This is a genomic window from Adlercreutzia sp. CNCM I-6216, assembly GCF_977113345.1.
On record NZ_CDSBIE010000018.1, the window covers coordinates 1 to 25,130 of the forward strand.

The window sequence follows — 25,130 nt, forward strand, 5'->3', positions numbered from 1 at the left end:
CAGTGTAGGGCCAGCAGCGTCGCAATGGCTGTTTTTGCTTGACTGGAATTTGGCTGAACTAGTTTGACTTTAGGTGGCTATTCTCGCCCGACGCTAACAGCGTCTGGGCTTGACCTTCACCTTCGGCGCAAGAATGCTGGACAAGTCAAACACGGAACCAGACTATGACGCAGGCGACTACTCAAACTTCGAGGAAAAGGGCGACAAGGTCTATCTCAAAGATGCGGATCATGTTGTGGACATGCTTTTTACCCTCAAGAATGAAACTGGACGAGTTTTTTCCAAGGACGACGCGCAGGCCTTTTATTACTTTATTCCGGTGCCCAAAGAGGGGGATTTCTGGGATAGTCATATGCAAGATAAGGCATTTGACTTTGACATGATGCTGACGGGAGAACCGACGCTCAGCGGTGCATCTGCAGTCCGCAATCATATTCAGGTAACGTACAGCACCAAGGTTGATGCAAGCGCAGCCCCTGGAGATTCTTTTCACTATAGTACTGTTACGAATGATAACTATGTTACGGCAGAAAAAATTACCAATTGGGGCGATGTGAAAATGATTCGCATCGCGGCTACGAGTGATACCGAAAGCATTCCGGAGGATGCGGATCTAAAAGTTAACCTGCGTCTGAGTCCAAAGTTTGACAGCAGCGCCGATCTTGTGGGCAGCGTGGTCAACTTTGGGCCTTGCGGCGTGTCTCCCTATTCCGTGGGCAGCACGCTCAATCAGGGGCACAACCCCTTGTCACGCATTCAAGTTGAGTTCCAGACGGGCGTTATTGAAGGGAAGGTCTTTATTGATAAAGACTTCGATGGCGTCTATACGGAAGACGCGGATGATCTCTATACCGGTAAGATTAAAGTAAGTGCACCTCATCAGAATGGAGTTGGCGCCGACGACACCGAAAGCCACGAGACAATTACCGAAACGGGTGTGTTTAAATTCACGGGCCGGCGGGCAGATACCTACCATGTGATTGTTGCCAACCCCGGCAGCAGCGATGCCAACGGCGATAATCCGCTGAAGTTTTCTCTACCAGAAAGTGGAGGGGCGTTTGGTCTGGGTGATGACGAGACGACCGCTACGGCCACGGTGACGCTTGAAAAAGGAACAGGCAAAGGCACCGCCGATCTGGCGATTGGTCTTCAGCAACCCCATACTGTTTCCTTTAGTGCAGAAAACGCAACGCTGAGCGCCTCTTCAACCAAGGTGTGGCACAACGATGCGCTGAAGGAGGGCATTCCGACGGTTACGGCCTCGAGTGGCTGGAGATTCACGGGGAACTGGACAGACGAAGCCACCACGTATACCACTGACCAGTTGAAGGAGCAGGTAATCAATGCGGATGACAAGACCTTTGCTGCCGAGGTGAAGAAGCTCTACTCGGTGACCTATGACTTGAACGGCGGAACCGGAGCGGGTGCTCCGGAAACCACGCAGCATGTTGAAGGCGAGAAGGTTTCGCCAAATTATACGGGCACCAGCAGTCTGAACAAGGGAGAGAAGACGATCTTTGTCGGCTGGAGCCTGGAGAAAATCGCGGACGTTCTTCAGGAGGATGCGACTCAAGAAACCATCGGCAAGATCATCTCTACGGATCAGCATGACATGCCCGATCATGACGTCCACCTTTATGCCGTCTATGCGATGGATGCCAATGGTAACAGCAATCCGGATTACAACGACGATGCCGTCCATGTCCGTTATCACGGCAACAATGGTGACTATACCGACATCATCTGTCCCCACCATCATGTGATAGGGGCAAAGGAACAGCTCTCCACCAACGGTGCGGTTTCCGGTAAAAGCCTGGGGCATGATGACGACGCATCGAGTGCTGCCGCTGAGGTAAAAAACCATACCTTTACTTACGGTACCAACATCTTTGTCGGCTGGAGCACTACGCCGATCCTTGACCGTGTGATAAAAACCAAGGCGGATCACGATGACTTGAAAGACAGCATCGTGACAGAGGTGACGATGCTGTCAAAGCCAGGCGCCGACGTTTCTGCGGATGACGCTAAAGATACGAGCAAGTACGCCGATGCAGATGGCAATACCAACGTCTACGCCGTCTGGGCCGCCGATCGCAACGGGAACAAAGTAGCTGACTACACAGAAGAATATCAGCTGACCTATGAAGCCAACGCTAGAGACGGTGACACGGTTGGCGCGATGCCCACGATCAGCGGAGCGCACATCCCCTCCGACAAGGTGACCTTGAGCGACGCCAAGCCCACGCATAGCGATGTAGATGGCAAGAAAGTGGTTTTCATCGGTTGGACCGAAACGCAAACGAATTCAATTTTCGGCCGTGCCGATGAGGCGCCGGCTACGGTTACCGAAGTCACCTTTGGAGCTGCTGACAAGACAGTCTACGCTGCCTGGGGCTATGACGAAGACGACGATGGCGTGGCCGATGCGCTGGAAACGTACTCTCTCATCTACGATCTTAACGGAGGCAGCGGAACGCCTCCAGCGCAAGTGAGCAATATCGCGAAAGGCAGTGAAGTCAAGCTGACCACGGAGGCAGGTTTCCGTCGCAACGCCAATGAGCTTTTCGTCGGATGGAGCGCCACGGAACACGAGGATGCCTTCACGGCGGCCCAGAAGGAGGAGCTCAAGCAGGCTCTCATCACAGGCACGAGCGTCATTTTCGATACGGCGGACAGAACGTTGTATGCCGTTTGGGCTGCCGACCGCAACGGCAACCACGTGGCGGACTATCAAGAGCCGCAGTACAAGATCAATTATGACGGCAACGCGCAGTCGGGAGGGTCGATCGAAGGCTTGCCCAGCGATAGCGAAATCCATCTGACGAGTGAAACCGTCACGCTCAGCACCGCTACGCCAATCTATCACTCTGCCGACGGCAAGAGCATCGCTTTCCTTGGTTGGACGGAGCGGCCCGCCAAGATCCTGAGCCGCAGCGATGACGAGCCGACCTTGGTAACGAGCGTTGCGTTCGACGATGCCGATAAAACCGTCTATGCCGCTTGGGGCTATGACGACAACAGGAACAATGTCGCCGACGTATTGGAGACCTACTCGCTTTCCTACGATTTGAATGGCGGCGTTGGCTCTGCCCCGGCAGGCCAGACCGACATCAGGAAGGGCACGCCGGTTCCGTTGACGTCGGATACGGGCTTCAGCCGGCAGCCCGGAAATCCCGACGGCATCACAGAAATCTTCGCAGGTTGGAGTCGGGCTAAGCACGAAGATGCCTTTACAGCGGAGCAGCGAGATGAAGCAAAGAAGGCGCTGGTCTCGGGCAAAATTATCATGGGAACGGAAGACCTTACTCTCTATGCCGTATGGGCACAGGACCGCAACAATAGCGGAGTACCTGATTTCTCCGAAACGTCATACAAGATCATCTACGACGGAAACGCTCAGGAAAATGGTACAGTTAAGGGGCTTCCCGTTGATGAGGGGCTTCATCTTGCCGGCGACACGGTATCTCTCGGCAGTGCTCGGCCCACTCACAGCGGCCTGAACGGCAAGGAAGTGGTGTTCCTCGGCTGGACGCTCAGTCGTGTCGACGGCATCTTCGATCATGAGGCGGCGCCCACCTCTGCCGATGAGGGCATGGCTCGCGATGGAGCGGCCTCCCACGCCTATGTTAATAGCGTGGAGCTTGTCGATGCCGATGTAACGGTGTACGCGGCATGGGGGTATCAGGAGCATGTTTGGGGCGACTGGGCTGTCGAAACTCCTTCGACCTGCGTTCAGCAAGGAACCGAAAAGCGCACCTGCACTACGTGTGACGCCGTTGAAAGACGGCCGCTCGATGTTCTTCCCCACGAGTGGGAGGCGAATTTCACGGTAGACAAGCCCGTTACCTGCGTTGAGGACGGTCTGAAATCGAATCATTGCAAGCATTGCGGCGCAACGAGATATGCGACGCCCATCCCGTCGGTGGGGCACGTGTTCGGCGGTTGGAAGGCCGATGCGGCGGGGCACTGGCGCGAGTGCACTGTCTGCAACGTCAAGGCGGCTGCGGGGGCTCATGAGTTCCGCGAGGTGATGGCCGATGATGGGCGTCGTCACGAGGTGTGCTCGGTTTGCGGTTACGATCGCGAGAAGCAGGCTATTCTCCCCGCGACGGATGGCGCGAGTGCGGCCAATGGCAGAGGCGGTTCCAGTTGGTTCCAAACGCTAATCCATCTTCCGCAGACGGGCGATCCGCAGGGTTGGTGGGTGGTCGTCCTTTTGGTGGCAACAGCACTTGGGGCGGGCATTTCGGTAGTAGCCTTCGGGCGCATGCGCCGTCTTGCGAGGGGTCGACACGCCAAATAGCGGGAAGGATCATCGGATGGAGCTACGAGAGGACAAGCTCTCGTGTTTAGCAGGAAAGTAGGGCAGGGTGACGCCAAGCAGCCGTCGGGCATCGTATGATTCGCGTAAAATCGTAACATCGCAAAAGGGCGATACGGGATTCGCTTCGGATGGTGCGGATCCGGCGATGCGCGAGGCGAGTCGCTTCGCTTTGCGCACCGTAAAGCATGAGAAAGGTGAACCGATGGGTTTTCCGAGGGAATTAAAGAGAACTGCTGCTGGTGCGGCCGGCTGCAGCTGCCCTTTTAATCCTCAGGGCAAAAAACAGCTCGGGGGGGGGGGCTCCCAGAAAACAATAGGCGCCGCAAGGGGCGCTGACCCCTCTGTTGCGACCGCGCCGACCGCGCCGACCGTCCTTGCGGCCGCCCCTTCGAACGGGAGAGGGGGCAGATAGTCGTGGCGAACATCGTTATTGTTGAAGGCGAGCAATGCGTGGCTGATGTCGTGAAAGCCGCCTTCGAGCGCGAGGGCCATTATTGCGTCACGGTGTGTGACGGGCTTGATGCCGTTGACGCCATTGTAGAAGCGGATTTCGATCTTGCCGTTCTGGGCCTTGGTCTGACGGGCATCGACAGTATTCAATTACTCGAGTACATTCGCACGCTCGATATCCCTACGATCATGGTGCTTGACGCCTCTCAAGAGAAAGAGTGCCTGCACTGCATGGAAATCGGGGCAAGCGCCTGCATCATCAAGCCTTTTTCGGTTCGGGAGCTGCTGTCGTGCGCCAATAAGTTTCTCGAACGCGGCGCGCTCCGCGAGACGCTGCGCATGGGCACGACGGAGATCGATACGACGGCGCGGCAGGTGCGCATAGCCGGATGCGAAGTGGTTCTTTCCCCCAAAGAGTACGATCTGCTCATGCTGTTCGTGAGGAATCCCCATCGCGCTTTTAGCCGAGAAGATATTTATGAGCGCGTATGGCACGGTTATTACCCTTCGAAGTCGAAGGCTGTCGATATAGCCGTTGCGCGTTTACGGAAAAAGATGGGCTGGGACGCGGAGATCAAGGCCATCCGCAAATTCGGCTACCGATTCGATCCGCCATCTATGGGTTAATCCGTCATCTTTCCAGCCATCACCTCGCCTTTTCCCTGCGCGATTATCGTGATTCACGAGTGCGAGTTGTTGCCAGTTTGTTAGAATGGGGCATACTCGCAACAAATGTGTCCGAAGGAGAGATGCGCGCCCATGGAAATGACGAAAGAGCAGCTTGAGCTTATCGCCAATCAGCTGGCCACCATTAAGGAGCGGTCGCCGTTCTACGCGAAGAAGTTCGAAGGTATCGATGTCGCGGACGTGCGCACCCAGGCCGACTTCGAAAAGCTGCCCTTTTCCGAGAAAGATGACCTGCGCGCGGTGTATCCGCTGGGGTTGCAGGCGGTGCCCGACGAGGAAGTCGTGCGCATCCACAGCTCCTCGGGCACCACGGGCACGCCGGTTATCATCCCCTACACCCAGCAGGACGTCATCGACTGGGCCACGCAGTTCGCCCGCTGCTACGAGATGGCGGGCATCACCCCGCTCGACCGCATCCAAATCACCCCGGGCTACGGCCTGTGGACGGCCGGCATCGGTTTCCAGCTGGGCGCCGAGCGCCTGGGCGCCATGGCCATTCCCATGGGGCCGGGCAACACCGAGAAGCAGCTGAAGATGATGCAGGATCTGAAGTCCACGGTCATCTGCGCCACCAGCTCCTACGCGCTGCTTCTCGCCGAGGAGATCACCAAGCGCAACCTGCGCGACAAGATTCACCTGAAGAAGGGCGTCATCGGCTCCGAGCGCTGGGGCGAGAAGATGCGCAACCGCATTCAGGACGAGCTGGGCATCGAGATTTACGACATTTACGGCCTCACCGAGGTGTACGGCCCGGGCATCGGCATTTCCTGCGACGCTCACGACGGCATGCACATCTGGGACGACTTTGTCTACATCGAGATCGTCGATCCCGAAACCGGCGAGGTGCTGCCCGACGGCCAGGAGGGCGAGCTCGTGCTCACCACGCTGCGCAAGCAGGGCGCGCCGCTCATTCGCTACCGCACCCACGACCTCACGCGCATCGTGCCCGGCACCTGCGCCTGCGGCAGCCGCCATCCGCGCATCGCCACGCTCACCGGGCGCACCGACGATATGTTCAAGGTGAAGGGCTGCAACATGTTCCCGGCCCAGGTGGAGGAGGTCATCAAGGCCACCGACGGCACCAGCTCCGAATACCAGGTGATGATCGAGGCCGTCGATGGCCACGACGTGCTCACCGTGCTGTTCGAGACGCCGCTTGAAGGCGAGGCGCTGGCGCGCTGCGAGGAGGAGCTCGCGCTCATCTTCAAGGCGAAGCTCGGCTGCACGCCGGAGGCGAAGGGCGTGCCCATGGGCGAGCTGCCGCGTTCCGAAAAGAAGACCAAGCGCATCTTCGACAGCCGCTACTAAGCGCGCCGCATTCGAAAGGGGGCGAGAGCCATCATTACGAGCTTGAGTGAGAAGCAGACGATCCTCATCGTTGATGACTCGATGCTGAATCGCGCATTGCTTGCCGACATGATCGGCGATGCCTACCGCATCATCGAGGCGGAGGACGGCAAGCAGGCCGTGGCGGCGTTGCAGAAAGAGGGCGCGGGCATATCGCTCGTGCTGCTCGACTACGTCATGCCGCAGATGAACGGCTTCGACGTGCTGGAGGTCATGAACAAAAACGGCTGGATCAAGGGCATCCCGGTCATCATGGTGTCCGCCGAGTCCGACGCCGCCTATATCGAACGCGCCTACGAGCTGGGCGTGACCGACTTCATCAACCGCCCCTACGACGTGAACATCGTCCGCCGCCGCGTCATGAACACGCTCATGCTGTACCAGAAGCAGCGCACGCTCATGGGCATGGTGGCCGACCAGGTGTACGAGCGCGAGAAGTCCAACAACCTCATGGTGTACATCTTGTCGCACATCGTGGAGTTCCGCAACGGCGAAAGCGGCATGCACGTGCTGAATGTGCAGGCCATGACCGAGATGATCTTGACGCAGCTCATGCGCCTGACCGATCAGTATCCGCTGACCACCGAGGACATCTCGCTTATCACGATGGCCTCCAGCTTGCACGACATCGGCAAGATCGCCATCCCCGAGGAGATCCTGAACAAGCCGGGCCGTTTCACCGACGAAGAGTTCGCCATCATGAAGACCCACTCCGCCGTGGGCTCCGATATGCTGGACGATCTGGAGCTGTACAAGGACGAGAAGCTAGTGAAGGTCGCGCGGGACATCTGCCGCTGGCACCATGAGCGCTGGGACGGCCGGGGGTACCCCGATGGCCTTGTGGGCGACGACATTCCCATATCGGCCCAGGTAGTTGCCCTGGCCGATGTGTACGACGCCCTTACGAGTCGCCGCGTTTACAAGCCGCCGTTCAGCCACGAAGAGGCCCTGCGCATGATTCGCGAAGGGGAGTGCGGCGCGTTCAACCCGCTTATTCTGGAATGCCTGACGGCGGTGGCGGGTGATTTGGAGAAGCGCCTGAACCACGGCATCACGGGCCGCGAGATTTCGATTGACTCGCTGCATTTGTCCGAGGCGACGCTGGATAACGGCGACGCCGAGGCCTCGAGCCGCACCCTCGAGCTGCTCGACTACGAGCGCATGAAGTACCACTTCTTCGCTTCCATGAGCAACGAGGTGCAGTTCGAGTTCACCGAAGAGCCGCCGATGATCGTGCTGTCCGACTGGAGCGACCACAAGCTCGATCTGCCCGAAATTATCATGGATCCCTACAACGATGAGGCTTTCTGCGCGACGTTCGGCAAGGAGAACCTGGAGAAGCTCAGCCGTCTTCTGCGCACCACCACCATTGATGATCCGGTGATCGATATGGAGATGGAAGCCACCGTGGGCGACGAGCTGCGTTGGTTCCATGTGCTGGCCCGCGCGCTGTGGTCGGGGCCGTCCGATCCGGTTTACCTGGGCTCTATCGGTAAGCTCATCGATATCGACGATCGCCAGGCTGAGCTGATCGACCTGCAGTTCAAGGCCTACCACGATCCGCTGACGGAAGTGGTCAACGGCGCCTTCGCCCGCAAGGTCATCGCCGAGCGCTTGGGCTCGGGGGAGGCGTGCGACCGTCATCGCGACCGTCATGTGCTGGCGTTGTGCGATCTGGATTTCTTCAAGCAGGCCAACGACACCTACGGCCACCAGTTCGGCGATCGCGTGCTGAAGCACTTCGCGGAGCGCCTGCAGGAAAGCGTGCGCGGTGAGGACGTCGTGGCTCGCGTGGGCGGCGACGAGTTCCTCTTGTGCATGGAATGCCCCGTCGACCCGCGTCCGCTGATCGACCGCATCCATCGGTCGCTTGAGGGTGACTTCGAAGGCTTCCCGCTGTCGGTTTCCATGGGTGTGGCCATTGCCGGTAGCGATGTGCGCGACTACGATGAGCTGTTCCGCCGGGCCGATGTAGCGCTGTATCACAAGAAGCGCGGTGGCCGCAGCGGGTACGTGTTTTACAGCGATTTGGACGAGAAAGAACGGGATTTGCTGCTTGAAGAGGCGCATACGGCGCTTTCGGGCATCGACAGAGACGAATCTGACCAGTAGACTGTCACCCAAGGGATAAAAGGAGACCGAGATGTCGTTGGAGATTGCTTACGCTGCCATGGGCGGCGATTTGGAAACCGTGCGCGGACGCTTGCTTACCGACGAGCGCATCGAGAAGTTCGCGAAGATCTTTTTGCAGGACACATCGATGCAGACGTTGGAAAGCGCTCTTGAGGCGGGCGACCTCCCCGAGGCCTATCGCGGTGCCCATACGCTGAAGGGCGTGAGCCGCGATTTGGGCTTCACGCCGCTGTTCGAAGCCGCCGCCCTGTCCGATGCGCTGCGTTTGGATGACGCCGGCGTGCCGGCCAACATGGAAGCGGTTCCTGAGCTCATGCCGGCCGTGCGCGACGCCTATGCCCTGGTGGTCGACTCCATCGCCATCATCTAACAAAGGAACCCAGCGAATGACTGAAACAGACAACAAAACGAGGTACGGCCGCATTGCCGTGATTCTTATCGCGCTGGCCATAGTCATCGCCGCGCTCGTTTCGTTTATCGCGATGAACAACGAACGCATCTACGAGCAGAACACGAAGTACCTTCAGGGCTCCACCGAGCAGTCGGCGCGGCGCATCAGCGAGTGGATGACCGACTCTCAGACTGAGATCAAGCTCCTGTCCTCCATGTACGAGAGCACGCTTGCGAGCGTGGACGAGATTAGCGCTGCCGGTATCGAGCAGTTGGCGAACTACACGAAGTTCGATTACACGACGATTTCTCTCAGCGATGGCCTCACCGTCGATGACAAGGGCCAGGAGGCCGACGCGAGCGATCGCGAATACTTCGCGCGGGGCATGGAAGGCGAGTCGGGCGTCTGCGCGGTCGAGAATTCGCTGTTCTACAACGACCTCTCTGTCATTTTCTACACGCCGCTTTACTTTAAGGACGAAGTGGTTGGCGTCATTTGCGGCGCGTATCGGGAAGATTCCATGGAGAAGTTCCTGCGCACCTATATTTTCAACGAGCAGACCAACACCTACTTGCTCGATCGCAACGGCGACGTTATGGCCCACTCGTCCATCACCTATACCAGCGGGGTGAAAAACGCCGTCGATCTGTATCTCGAGGACGAATCCTCGGGCAATATCTCGCGCACCGAGCTGGAGGCGTCTTTGGAAAGCGGCGTGTCCGTCACCTTCAACTACAAGGGGGATTCGGGCGCGGGCACGGCGTACGTCATGCCCATCGAGAACTACGACTGGCTCATCATGCGCACCTTCCCCAGCTCTATCACCGACGGCATGCAGAGCAGGGCGAATGCGGCCGGTCTCATGTTGGTGGCCCTCGTTGGTGGCGCGTTGGCCCTGGTGGCGGGCTTCCTGCTCGTGCAGACCATGCGCCAGCGCCGTAAGCTCTTAAGCGAGAGCGCCCATGTGACGAGCATCGTGAACTCTTCGCTGGCGCTCTTCCAGCGCTTCGCGGTGATCGATCTGGTCGCTAACACCTACGAGTATCTGAAGGACGAGGGCATTAAGGACGACCTGCCGCGCAACGGCGAGTACCATATGTTCCGCTACTACTGGCAGACGCGCTTCTGCGACGACGAGGAAGCCGAGCGCATGAAGACCGAGCTCACGCCGGAGCACATTCGCGAGCATCTGACGCCGGACACGACGTATCTGCACTTCGAGTATCGCCTGAAGGATCCCGACACGGGCGAGGTTCGCTGGTTGCAGGCCTCCATGCTGCCGCTGCAGCGCGACGCCTCCGACCAGGTGACGAGCGTGCTGCTTTCGGTGCAGGATGTCACCGACGTGAAAGAGCGCGAGATTGCGAACCACAACGCGCTGGAAGACGCGTTCCGCGAGGCCGAGCGCGCCAGCCGTGCCAAGACCGACTTCCTCAATTCCATGAGCCACGACATTCGCACGCCCATGAACTCCATCATGGGACTGACGGCCATCGCCTCGATGTATCTGGACGATCCGGAGCGCGTGAAGGACTGCCTCACGAAGATCACCACCTCGAGTCGTCACTTGCTCGGGCTCATCAACGAGGTGCTCGACATGGCGAAGATCGAGAGCGGGAACTTGGGGCTGTCGGAAGAGGACTTCGACCTGCCGGAGACGGTGGAAAGCCTCATGTCCATCATGACGCCCCAGATCAACGACAAGAAGCTGAACCTGAAGGTGGAAATCGCCGACATTCAGCACGAGCACGTGGTGGGCGATCCCATGCGCCTGCAGCAGGTGTTCGTGAACATCATGGGCAACTCGGTGAAGTTCACGCCCGAAGGCGGTACCGTGAGCCTGCGCATCAAGGAGCTGCCGAGCCGCGTGAAGGGCTCGGGCTGCTACGAGTTCACGTTCTCCGACACAGGCTGCGGCATGTCCGAGGACTTCGTGAAGACGGTGTTCGAGCCGTTTACGCGCGCCAACGATTCGCGCGTCACGAAGGTGGAGGGCACCGGCCTTGGCATGTCCATCGTGCGCTCGGTGGTGAACCTGATGAACGGCACCATCGACGTGAAGAGCAAGCTCGGCGAGGGCACCACCTTCACGGTGACGGTGTACATGAAGCTGCGCGACGGCGACGACCAGGATCTGACGCCTCTGGAGGGTCTGCGGGTGCTGGTGGCCGACGACGAGGAGGCTGCCGCTGAAAGCGCTTGCGAGGTGCTGAAGTCCATCGGCATGGAGCCCGACTACGTGTTGTCGGGCGAGGACGCCGTTGAGGCGGTGCGCCATTCGGTCGAGGATGAGCGCAGCTACGTAGCCGTTATTCTTGATTGGAAGATGCCGGGCAAAAGCGGCATCGAGGCGGCCCGCGAGATTCGCGAGATTGTCTCCGACGACATGCCCATCATCATCCTGTCGGCCTACGACTGGACGGCCGTCGAGCAGGAGGCCCGTTCGGTGGGTGTGGACGCCTTCATTGCCAAGCCGCTGTTCAAGAGCCGTCTCGTGCATGTGATGAAGGGCCTGCTCACGTCCGAAGAGGAGAGCGAGCCGACCAGCGAGTACGAGGTGCTCAAGCAGAGCGACTTCAGCGGGCATCGTGTGCTTTTGACCGAGGACAATTCCATCGCCGCCGCCATTGCCCTGGACATCATGGGCATGACGGGCTTGGAAGTGGATCATGCCGAGAACGGCCGCATCGCGGTGGAGAAGCTGCTCGATGCGGAGCCGGGCTACTACGACTTGGTGTTCATGGACATTCAGATGCCCGTGATGAACGGCTATGAGTCGGCAAGCGCTATTCGCGCCGCCGCCGAGGGCAAGGGCCTTGATGATACGACGATTACGCCGCGCCCCGATTTGGGCGAGATTCCCATCGTGGCGCTGACGGCCGATGCCTTCGCCGATGATGTGGCCCGTGCTCGTGCCGCCGGCATGAACGCCCATATGTCCAAGCCTATGGAAATCGAGCTTCTGGTGAAGACCCTGAAGGAGTGGCTGTAGCGGTTTGGCGCGCAGACTGACATACCGCCGCGCGGCGACCGTCGTTGCCGTGGCCCTGATGCTGGCGTGCGCGGCTTTGCTGGTGGCGTGCGGCGGCTCGTCGGGAGGCTCGGGGGGCACGGGCGGATCCGGCATTCCCGGAGGCTCGGGCGACCCGAACAATGGCGAGAGCACTACTTCGGGCCCGGCCTACTCCGTGCCCGGTTCGGTGGCTCTGGTCGCCTTCAACGAGGGCGCCGCCCAGACCGGCAACGAGTGCGCCATCGACACCTCGCAGCTGGCCCAGGGCGTCGTGGGCGCTTCCGCGAGAAACGATGCGCGCCTGAAGTTCCAGGTGGTCAAGGGCGAGATGAGCTACAACTACGATTTGCCCGGCGACGGCACGCCCATCATCGTGCCCATCAACATGGGCGATGGCCCCTACACCTTTCGCGTTATGCAGAACACCTCAGGTAACAACTACGTGGAGCTGTTCAGCGTCATCGAGAACGTGAACCTTTCCAGTGAGACGGCGCCCTTCCTCGTGCCGAACATGTTCGTGAATTACAACGAGTCCTCCGCCGTGGTGGCGAAGGCGCGCGAGCTGGCCCAGGGCGCTGCCAATCAGGGCGATGTCGTGCGCAACATCTACCAGTGGGTGGTGGACAACATCACCTACGATCACGACAAGGCCGCCCAGTTGGCCTCGGCCACAGGATACGTGCCCGATCCGGACGCAACGTTGGCCTCGGGGACGGGCATCTGCTTCGACTACGCATCGCTGGGCGCGGCCATGCTGCGCAGCCTTGGCATTCCCTGCCAAGTGATTACCGGCTACGTTTCTCCTGATGATGTGTACCATGCATGGAACATGGTATATATTGACGGAGAATGGATAAGCGTCGAGATAAGCATTAAGCCGAACAGCTGGACGCGCGTAGATTTGACCTTTGCCGCCAGTGGCGCCGCAAGCACCATTGGCGACGGCACGAGCTATACCGATCGTTACACCTACTAGAAGAAGGGCAGGGGACGCCATGGCCAAACCAAAACTCGATAGCGCAGGCATCAGCCTCTTCTGCGAGAGCGTTGCCATGATGCTGGCGGCGGGCATCCAGACTGACGAGGCCGTGGGAATGCTCTCCGAGGACATTGGGGATGTGGCTCTGCAGGCGACCTGCGAGAGCGTTTACGGGCGCCTGTGCGCCGGGGATACGCTGGCGGTCGCCATGAAGGCGTCCGGCGCCTTCCCCCGCTACGCCGTGGATATGGTGGGCGTGGGCGAGGCCTCGGGCCGCCTGGAGGAAGTGCTGCGCTCCCTCGGCGTCTACTACGACGAGGAGGACCGCCTCTTCGCGAAGATTCGCTCGTCGGTGGGCTATCCGGCGGCGCTGCTGTGCATCATGAGCATCATCTTGGCCTTCACGGTTATCATCATTCTGCCGGTGTTCGAGGACGTGTACGTTTCCATGGCTGGCTCGCTCACCGACGGCTCCTCGGGGGCCGTGGGCGTGTCGGTGGCTATCGGCTGGGTGGCCCTCGGCATCACGCTCATCTGCGCTATCGTGGCTGTGGGCGCTGCCATCGCCTGCCGCTCGGAAGCGGGGCGCATCGCGGTGATGCACCTTATGGAGAAGTTCCCGGCCACCCGTCCCGCTATGGAGCAGCTGGCCGTGTCCCGGTTCGCCTCGGCGCTGGCCGCCTACACCGCCTCGGGCATCAACACCGACGAGGCCATGCGGCGCGCCATCGAGGTGGTGGAGCACGAGGGGCTTAAGGTGAAGGCCACGGCCGCCTACGGGCTGATGATTGACGCGGAAAGCCCGCGCTCGCTCGCTCAGGCCATCAGCGAAGCCGAGGTGTTCGAGCAAATTCACGCGCGCCTGCTCACCATCGGCACGCGCTCCGGCTCGCTGGACGCGGCGCTCGATCGCCTGTCGGCCAACTTCTTCGACGACGCCATTCTGCAGATTGATGCCGCCATTGACAACATCGAGCCGGCTTTGGCCGCCTTTCTCACCATTGCCGTGGGGGCCACGCTCATCTCGGTCATGCTGCCGCTGATCGGCATCATGGGTTCGATCGGCTAGCCATCATGATTCACGGTAAGACAGCCCAGATGCAGCAGCGGCGCACCCGGCGGGTGGTTGCCGTCATCGCGGCCGTGGTGCTGGCCGTGCTGCTGTGGTTTGCCTGGGATATGACGAGCGCCCAGACCGAGGCCCAATCGGCGGCTTCGGTGCGCACGGCGGTGCTGGATGCGGCCATGCAGTGCGCGGCGGTGGAAGGGGCCTATCCGGCGCGCCTCAGCTATTTGGAAGAGCATTACGGGCTCATTGTGAACCACCAGGATTACGCGGTCACCTATGAGGCCTTCGCCTCCAACGTGCCGCCCAGCGTGGTGGTGGTGCCGCGATGACCGAGAAGCTGAAAGGGGCGACCCGGCTCGCCTCGTCGAGCAAGACCTACGGGGCCGGCGGTGTGCGGCGTCAGCGCGAGCGCGATTTCGGGCGCGTGTTCACAGGGCTTCTGTTCGCGCTGTTCGTGGCGACGCTGCTGATGGCCATCCTGGCCGGCACCGACGTGTATCGCGGGCTGAACCGCGAGGGAGACGCGGCCGACAACCAGCGGCTCTCGCTTACGCTGCTTGCCAACGATGTGCGGGCCAACGACCAGATTGATGCGGTGGCCTGCGCTTGGGTGACCGAAGAGGGAGTCGACATGGTCGTCGCCCAAGGCCGCGAGGAGCTGGGGCTGCCCGAAGCAGCCGGCGCCAGCGACACGCGCTGCCTTTTGGACGGCCCGGCCCTGGTGCTGCGCGAGACGCTGCCCTCCGGGGTGTACGAGACGCGCCTGTACCGCTACGACGGCGTCATCATGGAGGAGTACGCCCTGGCCGATGCCCCCTACGACCCGTCGAAGGCCACGGCCATCGTGCGGTCGTCCGTCTTCGACTTCTCCTACGGGGGAGGATTGCTGACCATCGTCACCGATGCCGGACAGACGTCGGTGGCTCTGCGCGCGGCGGGAGGTGATGCGTGATGGCCGGAGGATCCGAGAGTCGTCGCTCCATGGCGTCCGCTTCTGTGGCCGCCCATAGGGCCGAGGCGAATGTCGCCGACGCGCGCCTGGCCCGTTACAACGACCGCATCGGACGCGTACGCAAGGAGCGGGCCGTGTGGCCCGGCGCCGCCTTCATCGTGGAGGCGCTGCTTCTGCTCGTGTTTCTGACGGGCTCGCTGGCGGTGCTCATGAACCTGAACGCCGAGGCCGACCGCATAGGTCGCGAGAGCGCCGATCTGATGGACGGGCTCGTGCTGGCCTCGAATGTGGCCGAGGAGTTCGCCGCCGATCCGATTGCCTTCAAGGAAGCCTACGAGGCCGACCCCATGGCCGATCGCTGGTTGTCGCAGCCGGCGCACGAGGTAGAGAACGGCTCCGACCTCTTGTCTGCCGAGTGCACGTTTCGCACCGAGGACACCGAAGCCGGGACGATGCACTACCTGACGCTTGAGGTGTGGAAGGTGCGGGTTCTTAATGACTCGGCCAAGGCAGCCGAGGAAGGCATTGGATTTGCCCCTGGCGGTCTTTGCTTCCAGGGCAACGAGGGGGAGCCTGTGTACACGTTGGAGACATCGCGCTATGTGCCCGCAGGGGAGGTGGTGTCCCATGGCTAAGCCCCACGGTTCGGTGCGCATCGGTCCTATCAGCCTGTTCACCCTCATCATCGTGCTGTGCCTGGCCGTGCTCACGGTGCTTTCCGTCACGACATCGCTGGCGGAGCTTTCCACCACCGAGCGCCAAGCGGCCACGACCACAGAGACCTATCAGCTAGAATCCGTCGGCCAGCAGTTCGTCGCCGACGTGGACGCCGCGTTGGCTGAAGGCACATTGGAGGACGTTCTGCAGCGCTACAGCGATTCGACTGTCCGCGACGGCGAGCTCATCTCGGCTACGTTCTCGATGGAAAGCGGTCGCACGCTGGCCATCGTGCTGCGGATTCAAAACAATACCTACACCATTGAGCAATGGAAAGTCACAGCGGAATGGATCGACGACGGCACAGGCGAGAACCTGTGGCTCGGCTAGAAAGATAAGGAGAGCTTCTATGGAACTGAAGGCACTGCTGCAGGAAATGATCGACAAGAAGGCCTCGGATGTCTTCATCGTCGCGGGCCTGCCGCTGACCTACACCGCCGATGGCCGTCAGGTGCGCATGGACATGGCGCCGCTCATGCCCGCCGATACTAAGGAGCTGGTGGACGCCATCTACGAGCTGTCCGGCCGCGACGAGCAGATCTTCACGGACGGCCACAACCATGACGACGACTTCTCCTTCGCCGTGCCGGGCATGGGGCGCTTCCGTGTGAACGTGTTCCGCCAGCGCGGGTCTTTGGGCGCCGTCATTCGCGTCATCCCCTTCACGCTGCCCAACCCCGCCGACTACCACATCCCCGACGACGTCATGGCCTGCGCCGACTTCCAGAAGGGCCTCGTGCTGGTCACCGGTCCTGCGGGCGCCGGCAAGTCCACGACGCTGGCCTGCATCATCGACAAGCTGAACAAGGCGCGCACGGGGCACATCATCACCATGGAAGACCCCATCGAGTACGTGCATCGCCACGAGGGCTGCATCGTCACCCAGCGCGAGATTCCCTCCGATGTCGCCACCTACGCCGAGGCGCTGCGCAGCGCGATGCGCGAGGCGCCGGACGTCATCCTGCTCGGCGAGATGCGCGACCAGGAGACCATCGGCACCGCTATGACCGCCGCCGAGATGGCCCAGCTTCTATTCTCCACCCTGCACACCACGGGCGCCTCCTCCACGGTGGACCGCATCATCGACGCCTTCCCGGCCAACCAGCAGCGCCAGATTCGCATGCAGCTGTCGCTTGTGCTGCAGGCCGTGGTGAGCCAGCAGCTCGTGCCCACGGTGGACGGGGGTATCGTACCCGTCTTCGAGATCATGACCGCCACGCCGGCCATCCGCAACCTCATCCGCGAGGAGAAGACCCATCAGATCGACTCGGTTATCGCCTCGTCGTCCGGCGCCGGCATGCGCACCATGGACCAGAGCCTGCACCGCCTGGTGAAAGAGGGCACGATTTCCAAGGAAGTGGCCTTGCAGCACGCCATCCACCAGGAAGCCCTGAAGAAGCGCTTCGAAACAGAAGGGATGTAAGTTGAGCAACTACGATTGGAAGTGCGGTAAAGAGTACCGCGAGATTCGCTACGAGTTGTGCGATGGGGTGGCGAAGATCTCCATCAATCGGCCCGAGCGGCGCAACGCGTTCACCCCGCTGACGGTGATGGAGATGTACGACGCCTTCTCCGAGGCGCGCGATGATGCGTCCGTGGGCGTCATTCTGCTGACCGGCGTGAACCACGGCGGCCGCCACGAGGACGAGGCGTTCTGCTCCGGCGGCGACCAGAAGAAGCGCGGCAACGGAGGGTACGTGGGCGAGGACAACATCCCGCGCCTGAATGTGCTCGATTTGCAGCGGCTCATCCGCGTAGTGCCTAAGCCCGTCATCGCCATGGTGAACGGCTACGCCATCGGCGGAGGGCATGTGCTCTCTATTCTGTGCGACCTCACCATTGCGGCCGATACGGCGAAGTTTGGCCAGACCGGGCCTAAGGTGGGCTCTTTCGATGCCGGCTACGGCGCGGGGTATCTGGCCGCCATCGTGGGTCAGAAAAAGGCTCGCGAGATCTGGTACCTCTGCCGCCAGTACACGGCCGACGAGGCGTTGGAAATGGGCCTCGTGAACAAGGTCGTGCCCTTCGACGATTTGGAAGACGAGTGCATGGCCTGGGCCGCCGAGATGATGCAGTTTTCCCCCACAGCCCTGCGCTTCATGAAGGCATCGTTCAACGCCGCCACCGACGGCCTTGCGGGTCTGCAGCAGCTGGCCGGCGACGCCACACTTCTGTACTACACCACCGACGAGGCCAAAGAGGGCCGCGACGCCTTCAAGGAGAAGCGCGCCCCCGACTTCACCCAGTTCCCGAAGTTTCCGTAGGATGCTTCGCCCCCCTGCCGCAGCCGGCGGGGGGCTTCCTGTGCCCTGTTCAGCTTATCGCGCCCAAGGAGTTCCACGAGCCGTTCATGATCGATATCTTCGAAAGCACCGCGCAGTTGCGCCCTGAGGCCGTGTTCTTCACGGCGGTCGATCGGCGCGGCAACGAGACGGCCTACACCTATCGCCAGGCGAGGCTCATCGCCTCTCAGCTCGCGCGGCGGCTGCGGGATAAGGGCGTCTTCCCAGGCGATGCGGTGGCGGTGGATCTGCCGAACGGCCCCATGTACGTGTTCCTTGCCTTGGCGGCGGCCTACGGGGGGTTCGCCCTGGTGGCGCTGAACCACCGGCTGACCGACGCCGAGAAGCTCACGCGCGTGCTGGAGCTGGAACGGGCGGGGCTGCGCGTGGCCTACACGGTGGACGCGGCCGGCGAGCCCAAGCTCTTCGAGGCGGTGTGCAACTCGCTTCTGCGCAACGAGCGGGCGGGACGGGTGGACGACTCTCTCGGCGGCTCAGTCGAGGATGCCATCCACTTCGCCGAACGAGCCGCCCATGTCTTCGATTCCAGCCATCGGGCCCTCATCATGTTCACCTCCGGCACGACGGGCAAGCCCAAGGCGGCCGAGCTCACCTGGGGCAACCTCGTGGAGGCGTCGAAGGCGTCGAACCGGGTGCTTTCTGGGCGCGTTCGGGGGCGCGGCCTGTGGCAAGCGGTGCTGCCGTTTTTCCACGTGGGCGGTTTTCAGGTGCTTGTGCGCAGCGTCTGCAGCCGCTGGCCTCTGCGTATTTACGAGCGCTTCGACGCGGCGGCGGTGCTGCGTGACGCCGAGGTGATGCACGCCACCCATATCTCGGTGGTGGACAAGATGCTGCAGGACATGCTGAATGCGCGGCCGAGCGCGCTGGCCCAGTACGAGTGCGTGCTGCTCGGCGGCGGCCCGCTGAACGCGAAGACCGTGGCCCGGGCTCTGGAGGCCGGCGGGCGCGTGTATGCCAGCTACGGCATGACCGAGACGTCGAGCCAAGTGGCGAACACGCTGATCACGCCCCAGTTCACGGGAGGTATGCGGCTTCTGCCAGGTTATTCGGCCCGTATTGTGGAACCGGACGCAGCCGGCTTCGGCCGTTTGGCCCTGCGCGGGCCGGGGGTGTTCGGCGGCTACGCCAACGCTCGGGCGCCCTTCACCGTGGACGGTTTCTTCCTCACGGGCGATACGGCGGCGCTGCACGACGGCTGCCTTTACGTGCGCGAGCGCACCGGCGACATGTTCATTTCCGGCGGTGAGAACGTGTACCCGGCCGAGATCGTCGATGCCCTGGTGCGCATTCCCGGCGTGGCCGACGCCTACGTGTTCGGCCTGCCCGACGCGCGCTGGGGCCGGCGCCCGGCAGCGGTGGTAGAGCTGACGCCGGACGCCCCGCTCATCAGCACGCGCACGCTGCGGGAGGCCCTTTCCCAGCGGCTGTCGAAGTTGTACGTGCCCGAGCAGATCTCCATTGTGGACGAGCTGCCTCGCTCGGGCATCGGTAAGATCGATCGCGCCGCTTGCGAGGCGCTGTTCCACGAGAACATCGACATTCGGCGCGTGGTGCTGCATCATGGGCGCCTGCCGTTTTCCAAGCCCTTCAAAACGCCGAAGGAGACGCTGACCTACCGCGACACGGTGATTGTCGAGGTGATCGATCGCAAGGGCCGCGTAGGGCTGGGGGAATGCACGGCCTTCGACACTGATTGGTATCTGCCCGAGACCCTCGGCGACGATCTGCGCGTGCTGCGCGACGTGCTGGCGCCCCGGGTCATCGCCGGCACGTACCTGCACCCGCGCGAGGTGGCGGCCGACCTGTTCTCGCTGGAAGGTGCGGAGGCGTTCCCCATGGCGGTGAGCGCTTTGGAGATGGCCTGCTGGGACTTGTACGGCAAGGTTACGGAAAAACCCCTGTGGAAGCTGCTCGGCGAGGAGTTCGACCGTATGAACCGGGTCGCTGCGGCCCTCGAGGGAGACGACGCCGCTGTGGCTTTGGCGCACTCCGGGGATCGACGCGGGGCGACGCGCAAGGTGTACAGCGGCGCGGTGGTGGGCCTGGGCACGCCCGCCCAAACGGTGGCCGAAGTGCGCGAGTGCGTGGACGCGGGCTACCAGCGCATTAAGTTGAAGGTGGCTCCCGGTCGGGGGCTTCCGGCGGTACGCGCGGTGCGTCGGGCGTTCCCGCATCTGCTTATCACCCTGGACGCGAACCAGAGCTTCGGCCTGCACAACCTGGCCGAGCTGCGCTCCTACGACGAGCTGGATATCGGCTGGATCGAAGAGCCACTGAACCTGGCCGCCGCCGGGGGCGAGCGGGCTTTGCGAGACCCTTTCACCCGACTCGCGTCGTTCCAGCATACGCTGGCCATGCCCATCTGCGTGGACGAATCCTTCGTGAACGCCGAAGAGGCCGCCGGCTTGTTCGAGCATCCCGAGTTGCGCTGCGCCATGGTGAAGATCGGGAAGTTCGGCGGCATCGAGCGGTCGCTCGCCTTCGTGCACCGAGCGCTGGCCGAGGGCCGCGAGGTTTGCATGAGCGGCATGTACGATACCGGCGTGTCGCGGTTTGCCCACGCGGCCTTCCAAACGCTGCCCGGAGTGGTCATCCCCGGCGATCTGGGCGCCACGGCGCGCTACTTCGACGCCGACCTCACGGTGCCTGCCTATACCGCCCCCGACGGCATCATCACGCTGAACGCCCCGGGCCACGAGACGGGCATCGGCTGCTCGCTGAATGCCGCAGCGGTGGCCGCCGTTCGGCAGCATCGCTATGTCATCGAGTAGGCGCGGACGCACCTGGCTCATCTGGCAGGCCTTCTCCCTAAAATCGTGAATTTTGAGCCAATTAACCGCAAGGCAACAATCGTTCAGGCGCACCATTTATACTTTGATCTATCGTTGAAACACTAAGACGGAGGATTTCATGGGCGGCTTTTTCGGAGCGGTTTCCAAGCGCGACGTGGTGATGGATGTTTTCTTCGGCGTCGATTACCACTCGCATCTCGGCACGCGTCGAGCGGGCATGATCGTGCTTGACCACGAGGATGGCTACCAGCGTCAGATTCACTCTATCGAGAACACGCCGTTCCGCACGAAATTCGAGGACGACATCGTGCGCTTCCACGGCACGAGCGCCATCGGATGCATCTCGGACGCCGACCCGCAGCCGCTGCTCGTGCGCTCGCATTTGGGCACCTTCGCTATCACGACCATCGGTGCCATCAACAATGCCGAGGCCTTGGTGGAAGAGTATTTCGAGGATCACGATGCGCAGTTTATGGCGCTCAGCTCTGGCGCGGTGAACTCAACCGAGCTGGTGGCGGCGCTCATCAACCAGAAGGATGACCTGGTCGCCGGCATCCAGTATGCCCAATCGAAGATTGACGGTTCGCTCACGCTGCTCATTATGACCGAGGACGGCGACATCATTGCGGCCCGCGACTTCATGGGTCGCTTGCCGGTGCTTGTGGGCGCCGACGATGACGGCCACTGCGTTGCCTTCGAGAGCTTTGCCTATCACAAGCTGGGCTATCACGACGAGTACGAGCTGGGCCCGGCGGAGATCGTGCGGCTTACGCCCGATGCGGTTGAGGTACTCTCGCCGGCGCGCGACGAGATGAAGATGTGCGCGTTCATGTGGGTGTACTACGGCTACCCGAACTCCAACTACGAGGGTATGAACGTGGAAGTGATGCGCTACCGCAACGGTGCCATCATGGCTCGCGACGAGGCAGCGCGCGGCGCGTGCCCCGAGGTGGACTTCGTGGCCGGCGTGCCCGATTCCGGCATCCCCCATGCCATCGGCTATTCGACCGAGAGCAAGATGCCCTTCGGTCGTCCGTTTATCAAGTACACACCCACCTGGCCGCGGTCGTTCATGCCGGCGAACCAGGATCTGCGCAACAAGATCGCCAACATGAAGCAGGTGCCGGTGCCCGAGCTCATCCGCGACAAGAAGCTCTTGTTCGTGGATGACTCCATCGTGCGCGGTACCCAGCTGCGCGAGACGGTGAACTTCCTGTACGATTCCGGCGCCGCCGAGGTGCACATGCGCAGCGCGTGCCCGCCCATCATGTACAGCTGCAAGTATCTGAGCTTCTCGTCCAGCAAGTCGGATATGGACCTCATCGCGCGGCGCGTAGTGGATCAGCTAGAAGGTGAGGAGGGCGTGGCCCATCTGGACGAGTACGCCGACGCCCGCACCGAGCGTGGCCAGTGCCTGCTGAAGACCATCTGCGAGGACATGGGTTTCGATTCGCTGAGCTACCAGAGCCTCCAGGGCATGATAGAGGCCATCGGCATCGATCCGGAGAAAATCTGCACCTACTGCTGGGACGGCCGCGAGTAACTAGCGCATGAACGCGTCGGCCTCTTCGAGGTCGGTTGCTTGGGTTTCGGCCCGCTTGCAATCGAGGACGGCCGTTTCGGCGGCCGTTTTTGCCTTCTGGGCCGCGATCTTTTCGGCTCGCAGGGGTAAGTACTCGCTGACAACGATGCCGACGAAGATGAGGGCAAATCCCAGGTAGGTGGAAATCGTCGGCGCCTCCCCCAAAAGCAGGATGGAGAACGTCACGCCGAACACCGATTCGGTGGCAAGGAACAGCGCCGCCTGGGCCGGATCAACGCGGGCCACAGCGGCGTTTTGCAATCCTAGGGCCACACAAGAGGCAAACACGGTGATGTAGATGAGGCTCATCCAAGTGTCGGCGCCCAACTGGCTGAAGTTGGGTACGGGCTCGGTGATAAGCCCGGTGATGAGTCCCAGCAGGCCCGCCACGATGAACTGAATGACCGTGAGCAGCATCATAGAGCGTCCCGGCGCGTACTTCGCCGTGTACAGCACGTGGAAGCTCAGCCAGAGAGCCGAGGCCAGCGTGATGAAGTCGCCGAAGCGCAGCGAGAACTCGCCGATGCCGGCATAGGCCACGCAACCCACGCCGGTGACGCACAGGATAGCCGCCGCAATGTTGTAGCGGGTCGGTCGCTTCTGAATGATGATCCATCCGAGGAAGGGGATGATCACGCAGTAGAGCGTGGTGAGAAACGAGCTGTTGGAGGCGGTGGTGTCGGTGAGTCCCGTGGAGTTGAACCAGTAGGAGAGGAATAGAAAGACGCCCAGCACCGCGCCGTCGCGCAGATGTCCGCGCTTGTTGCGGGCGAAGGCGCGGGAGATGCGCGGCGCCGTGGCAATGCCGAGGATGATGCCGGCAAAGGTGAAGCGCACGCCCACGATCCAAGCGGGCGGGAACTCGTCGACGGTGGACTTGATGACCACCGTGCCCATGCCCCAAATGGCGGCCGCCAAAAGCAGCGCCGCCTTGTAGGCCCACGAGGGCAGTCCGTTTTGTCTGATCTGGGAAAGCATAGGCGGCATCATAGCACGGAGTAGGGTGGTCGTCCGTGTACGATGCGACAAATCGTGTTGGAGGCTATTGGGACGGCGAACATGTGCAGGAATTGTGCCGAATGAGGTGAAGTGTGATAGAAGACTTGCAATTCGCGCTCAGGCGAGTAATATATATCCTCGCCCTTTGAGGTAACCCATTGCGGGGTGGAGCAGTCTGGTCAGCTCGTCGGGCTCATAACCCGAAGGTCGGTGGTTCAAATCCGCCCCCCGCGACCAAGAATTGTCAGCCGCTGAGTTCGCTCGGCGGCTTTTTTGTTTAGCATGAGAAGTGCGATGGGCTTGGGGAAGACGTTCTTGGGGATGCCTTTTTGGACGCGATAGCCTATATCCCGCCGCAAGGAGCCCTCATGAGCGATATCGAGATCTACGAATCCCCCGATGGCGATATTCGTCTGAACGTGCAGCTCGAAGACGAGACGGTCTGGCTGACGCAAGCGCAAATGTCTCAACTCTTCGCACGGGATGTCTCTACGATCTCGAAGCATATTCGTAATGTGTTCGAAGAAGGCGAATTGGACGAAGAAAGCAATTTGCAAAAAACGCAAATTGCCTGTTCAGATAAGCCTGTTGCTGTGTATAGCTTGGACGTTATTATCTCTGTGGGCTATCGCGTGAAGTCTCAGCAAGGCGTTCGTTTTCGCCAATGGGCTACGCGCGTCCTCAAGGAGTACGCTGTCAAAGGTTTCGCGCTCGATGATCGCCGGCTCAAGGACGGTCGCAGCCGCTATTTCCGCGAACTACTGCAGCGGGTTCGTGATATTCGCTCCAGTGAGCGCAACCTTTATCAGCAGGTAACGGATATCTATGCGACGGCCATTGACTACGATCCGAAATCATCCATGACGCGCAAGTTCTTCGCCACCGTGCAGAACAAACTTCATTACGCTGTCCATGAACACACGGCGGCTGAGGTTATTTACGACCGCGTCGATCGCGAAAAGCCGCTTGTGGGCATGACGACGTTCGATGGCGACTACGTCACTAAAGCTGACGTATGCATTGCGAAAAACTATCTCACCGAAAAAGAGCTGCAAACGCTCAATCTGCTGGTTGCTCGTTTTCTCGATTATGCCGAATTGCAGGCTCTAGAAGAGCGAGCGATGACCATGGCCGAATGGGTTGAAGAGCTTGACCGCGAAATCGTCAACTCGCGCCGAGCGCTGCTCGAAGGTCATGGAACCATCTCCCACAAGCAGGCCATCGAAAAGGCCGAGAAGGAGTTCGAGGCCTACCGCGCCCGCGAAATGCGCGAACTAGAAAGCGACTTCGACCGGGCAATTAAGCAGCTGGAAGGGAAGTGACCAACGATCCGAAGAAGATGGAGCGAGAGGGGGCAGCCTGCCAGGACTTGAAGGCTAGCCATTGTCCTGA

18 protein-coding genes and 1 tRNA gene are annotated in these 25,130 nt (G+C 61.1%); 18 read left to right on the plus strand and 1 reads right to left on the minus strand.

Features of this window, described 5'->3' with window-relative positions; translation table 11 throughout:
* Positions 1–109: 109 nt before the first annotated feature.
* From ACYVRU_RS11340 to ACYVRU_RS11415, 16 genes are all read left to right on the plus strand, one after another.
* Positions 110–4,303, plus strand: coding sequence for a hypothetical protein (locus tag ACYVRU_RS11340; RefSeq protein WP_461186160.1), 4,194 nt, complete (start codon positions 110–112; stop codon positions 4,301–4,303).
* A 435-nt stretch (positions 4,304–4,738) separates the two neighbouring features.
* Positions 4,739–5,401 (plus strand): response regulator transcription factor, encoded by a 663-nt coding sequence (locus tag ACYVRU_RS11345; protein WP_114548458.1) that lies wholly within the window; start codon positions 4,739–4,741, stop codon positions 5,399–5,401.
* Between the two features lie 132 nt (positions 5,402–5,533).
* Positions 5,534–6,769 carry a phenylacetate--CoA ligase family protein gene (locus ACYVRU_RS11350; RefSeq protein WP_114548457.1) on the plus strand — a complete coding sequence of 412 codons (1,236 nt, stop codon included), beginning with the start codon at positions 5,534–5,536 and terminating at the stop codon, positions 6,767–6,769.
* A 42-nt stretch (positions 6,770–6,811) separates the two neighbouring features.
* Positions 6,812–8,920, plus strand: coding sequence for a GGDEF/HDGYP domain-containing response regulator (locus tag ACYVRU_RS11355; protein WP_461186161.1), 2,109 nt, complete (start codon positions 6,812–6,814; stop codon positions 8,918–8,920).
* Between the two features lie 31 nt (positions 8,921–8,951).
* Positions 8,952–9,311 carry an Hpt domain-containing protein gene (locus ACYVRU_RS11360; RefSeq protein ID WP_461186162.1) on the plus strand — a complete coding sequence of 120 codons (360 nt, stop codon included), beginning with the start codon at positions 8,952–8,954 and terminating at the stop codon, positions 9,309–9,311.
* A 16-nt stretch (positions 9,312–9,327) separates the two neighbouring features.
* Positions 9,328–12,324 carry a response regulator gene (locus ACYVRU_RS11365; RefSeq protein ID WP_181869642.1) on the plus strand — a complete coding sequence of 999 codons (2,997 nt, stop codon included), beginning with the start codon at positions 9,328–9,330 and terminating at the stop codon, positions 12,322–12,324.
* A gap of 4 nt (positions 12,325–12,328) precedes the next feature.
* Positions 12,329–13,321, plus strand: coding sequence for a transglutaminase-like domain-containing protein (locus ACYVRU_RS11370; RefSeq protein ID WP_114538945.1), 993 nt, complete (start codon positions 12,329–12,331; stop codon positions 13,319–13,321).
* Between the two features lie 19 nt (positions 13,322–13,340).
* Positions 13,341–14,393, plus strand: a complete 1,053-nt coding sequence (locus tag ACYVRU_RS11375) for a type II secretion system F family protein (RefSeq protein WP_114538946.1) — start codon at positions 13,341–13,343, stop codon at positions 14,391–14,393.
* 5 nt (positions 14,394–14,398) lie between these two features.
* Positions 14,399–14,722: a hypothetical protein gene (locus ACYVRU_RS11380; RefSeq protein WP_041714710.1), complete on the plus strand. Its 324-nt coding sequence runs from the start codon at positions 14,399–14,401 to the stop codon at positions 14,720–14,722.
* On the plus strand, positions 14,719–15,345 hold the full coding sequence (locus tag ACYVRU_RS11385; RefSeq protein WP_022741577.1) for a DUF4860 domain-containing protein: 627 nt from the start codon (positions 14,719–14,721) through the stop codon (positions 15,343–15,345). The genes ACYVRU_RS11380 and ACYVRU_RS11385 overlap by 4 nt, the downstream gene beginning before the upstream one ends.
* Entirely contained in the window at positions 15,345–15,980 is a 636-nt protein-coding gene (locus ACYVRU_RS11390) for a hypothetical protein (RefSeq protein WP_461186163.1), read from the plus strand. Before ACYVRU_RS11385 ends, ACYVRU_RS11390 begins: the two co-directional genes overlap by 1 nt.
* The gene (locus ACYVRU_RS11395; RefSeq protein ID WP_114538948.1) at positions 15,973–16,392 is read left to right on the plus strand and encodes a S4A5 electrogenic sodium bicarbonate cotransporter 4; all 420 of its coding nucleotides are present in this window, start codon (positions 15,973–15,975) and stop codon (positions 16,390–16,392) included. Before ACYVRU_RS11390 ends, ACYVRU_RS11395 begins: the two co-directional genes overlap by 8 nt.
* A 19-nt stretch (positions 16,393–16,411) precedes the next feature.
* Positions 16,412–17,485, plus strand: a complete 1,074-nt coding sequence (locus ACYVRU_RS11400) for a type IV pilus twitching motility protein PilT (RefSeq protein ID WP_114549372.1) — start codon at positions 16,412–16,414, stop codon at positions 17,483–17,485.
* Between the two features lies 1 nt (position 17,486).
* On the plus strand, positions 17,487–18,326 hold the full coding sequence (menB, locus tag ACYVRU_RS11405) for a 1,4-dihydroxy-2-naphthoyl-CoA synthase (protein WP_114538950.1): 840 nt from the start codon (positions 17,487–17,489) through the stop codon (positions 18,324–18,326).
* A gap of 86 nt (positions 18,327–18,412) precedes the next feature.
* Positions 18,413–21,136, plus strand: a complete 2,724-nt coding sequence (locus ACYVRU_RS11410; protein ID WP_114538951.1) for an AMP-binding protein — start codon at positions 18,413–18,415, stop codon at positions 21,134–21,136.
* A gap of 139 nt (positions 21,137–21,275) precedes the next feature.
* Entirely contained in the window at positions 21,276–22,700 is a 1,425-nt protein-coding gene (locus ACYVRU_RS11415; protein WP_302233700.1) for an amidophosphoribosyltransferase, read from the plus strand.
* Here ACYVRU_RS11415 and ACYVRU_RS11420 read toward each other — a convergent pair whose 3' ends face one another.
* Complete coding sequence (locus tag ACYVRU_RS11420; RefSeq protein ID WP_302382996.1) at positions 22,701–23,717, minus strand: DMT family transporter; 1,017 nt, start codon at positions 23,715–23,717, stop codon at positions 22,701–22,703.
* Between the two features lie 180 nt (positions 23,718–23,897).
* Here ACYVRU_RS11420 and ACYVRU_RS11425 point away from each other — a divergent pair.
* Together ACYVRU_RS11425 and rhuM are read left to right on the plus strand one after the other, a co-directional pair.
* Positions 23,898–23,975: transfer RNA gene (locus ACYVRU_RS11425), tRNA-Met, on the plus strand.
* A 131-nt stretch (positions 23,976–24,106) separates the two neighbouring features.
* A complete protein-coding gene (gene rhuM, locus ACYVRU_RS11430) occupies positions 24,107–25,060 on the plus strand; it encodes a RhuM family protein (RefSeq protein WP_452039430.1) in 954 nt (317 codons plus the stop codon).
* Positions 25,061–25,130 lie beyond the last annotated feature (70 nt).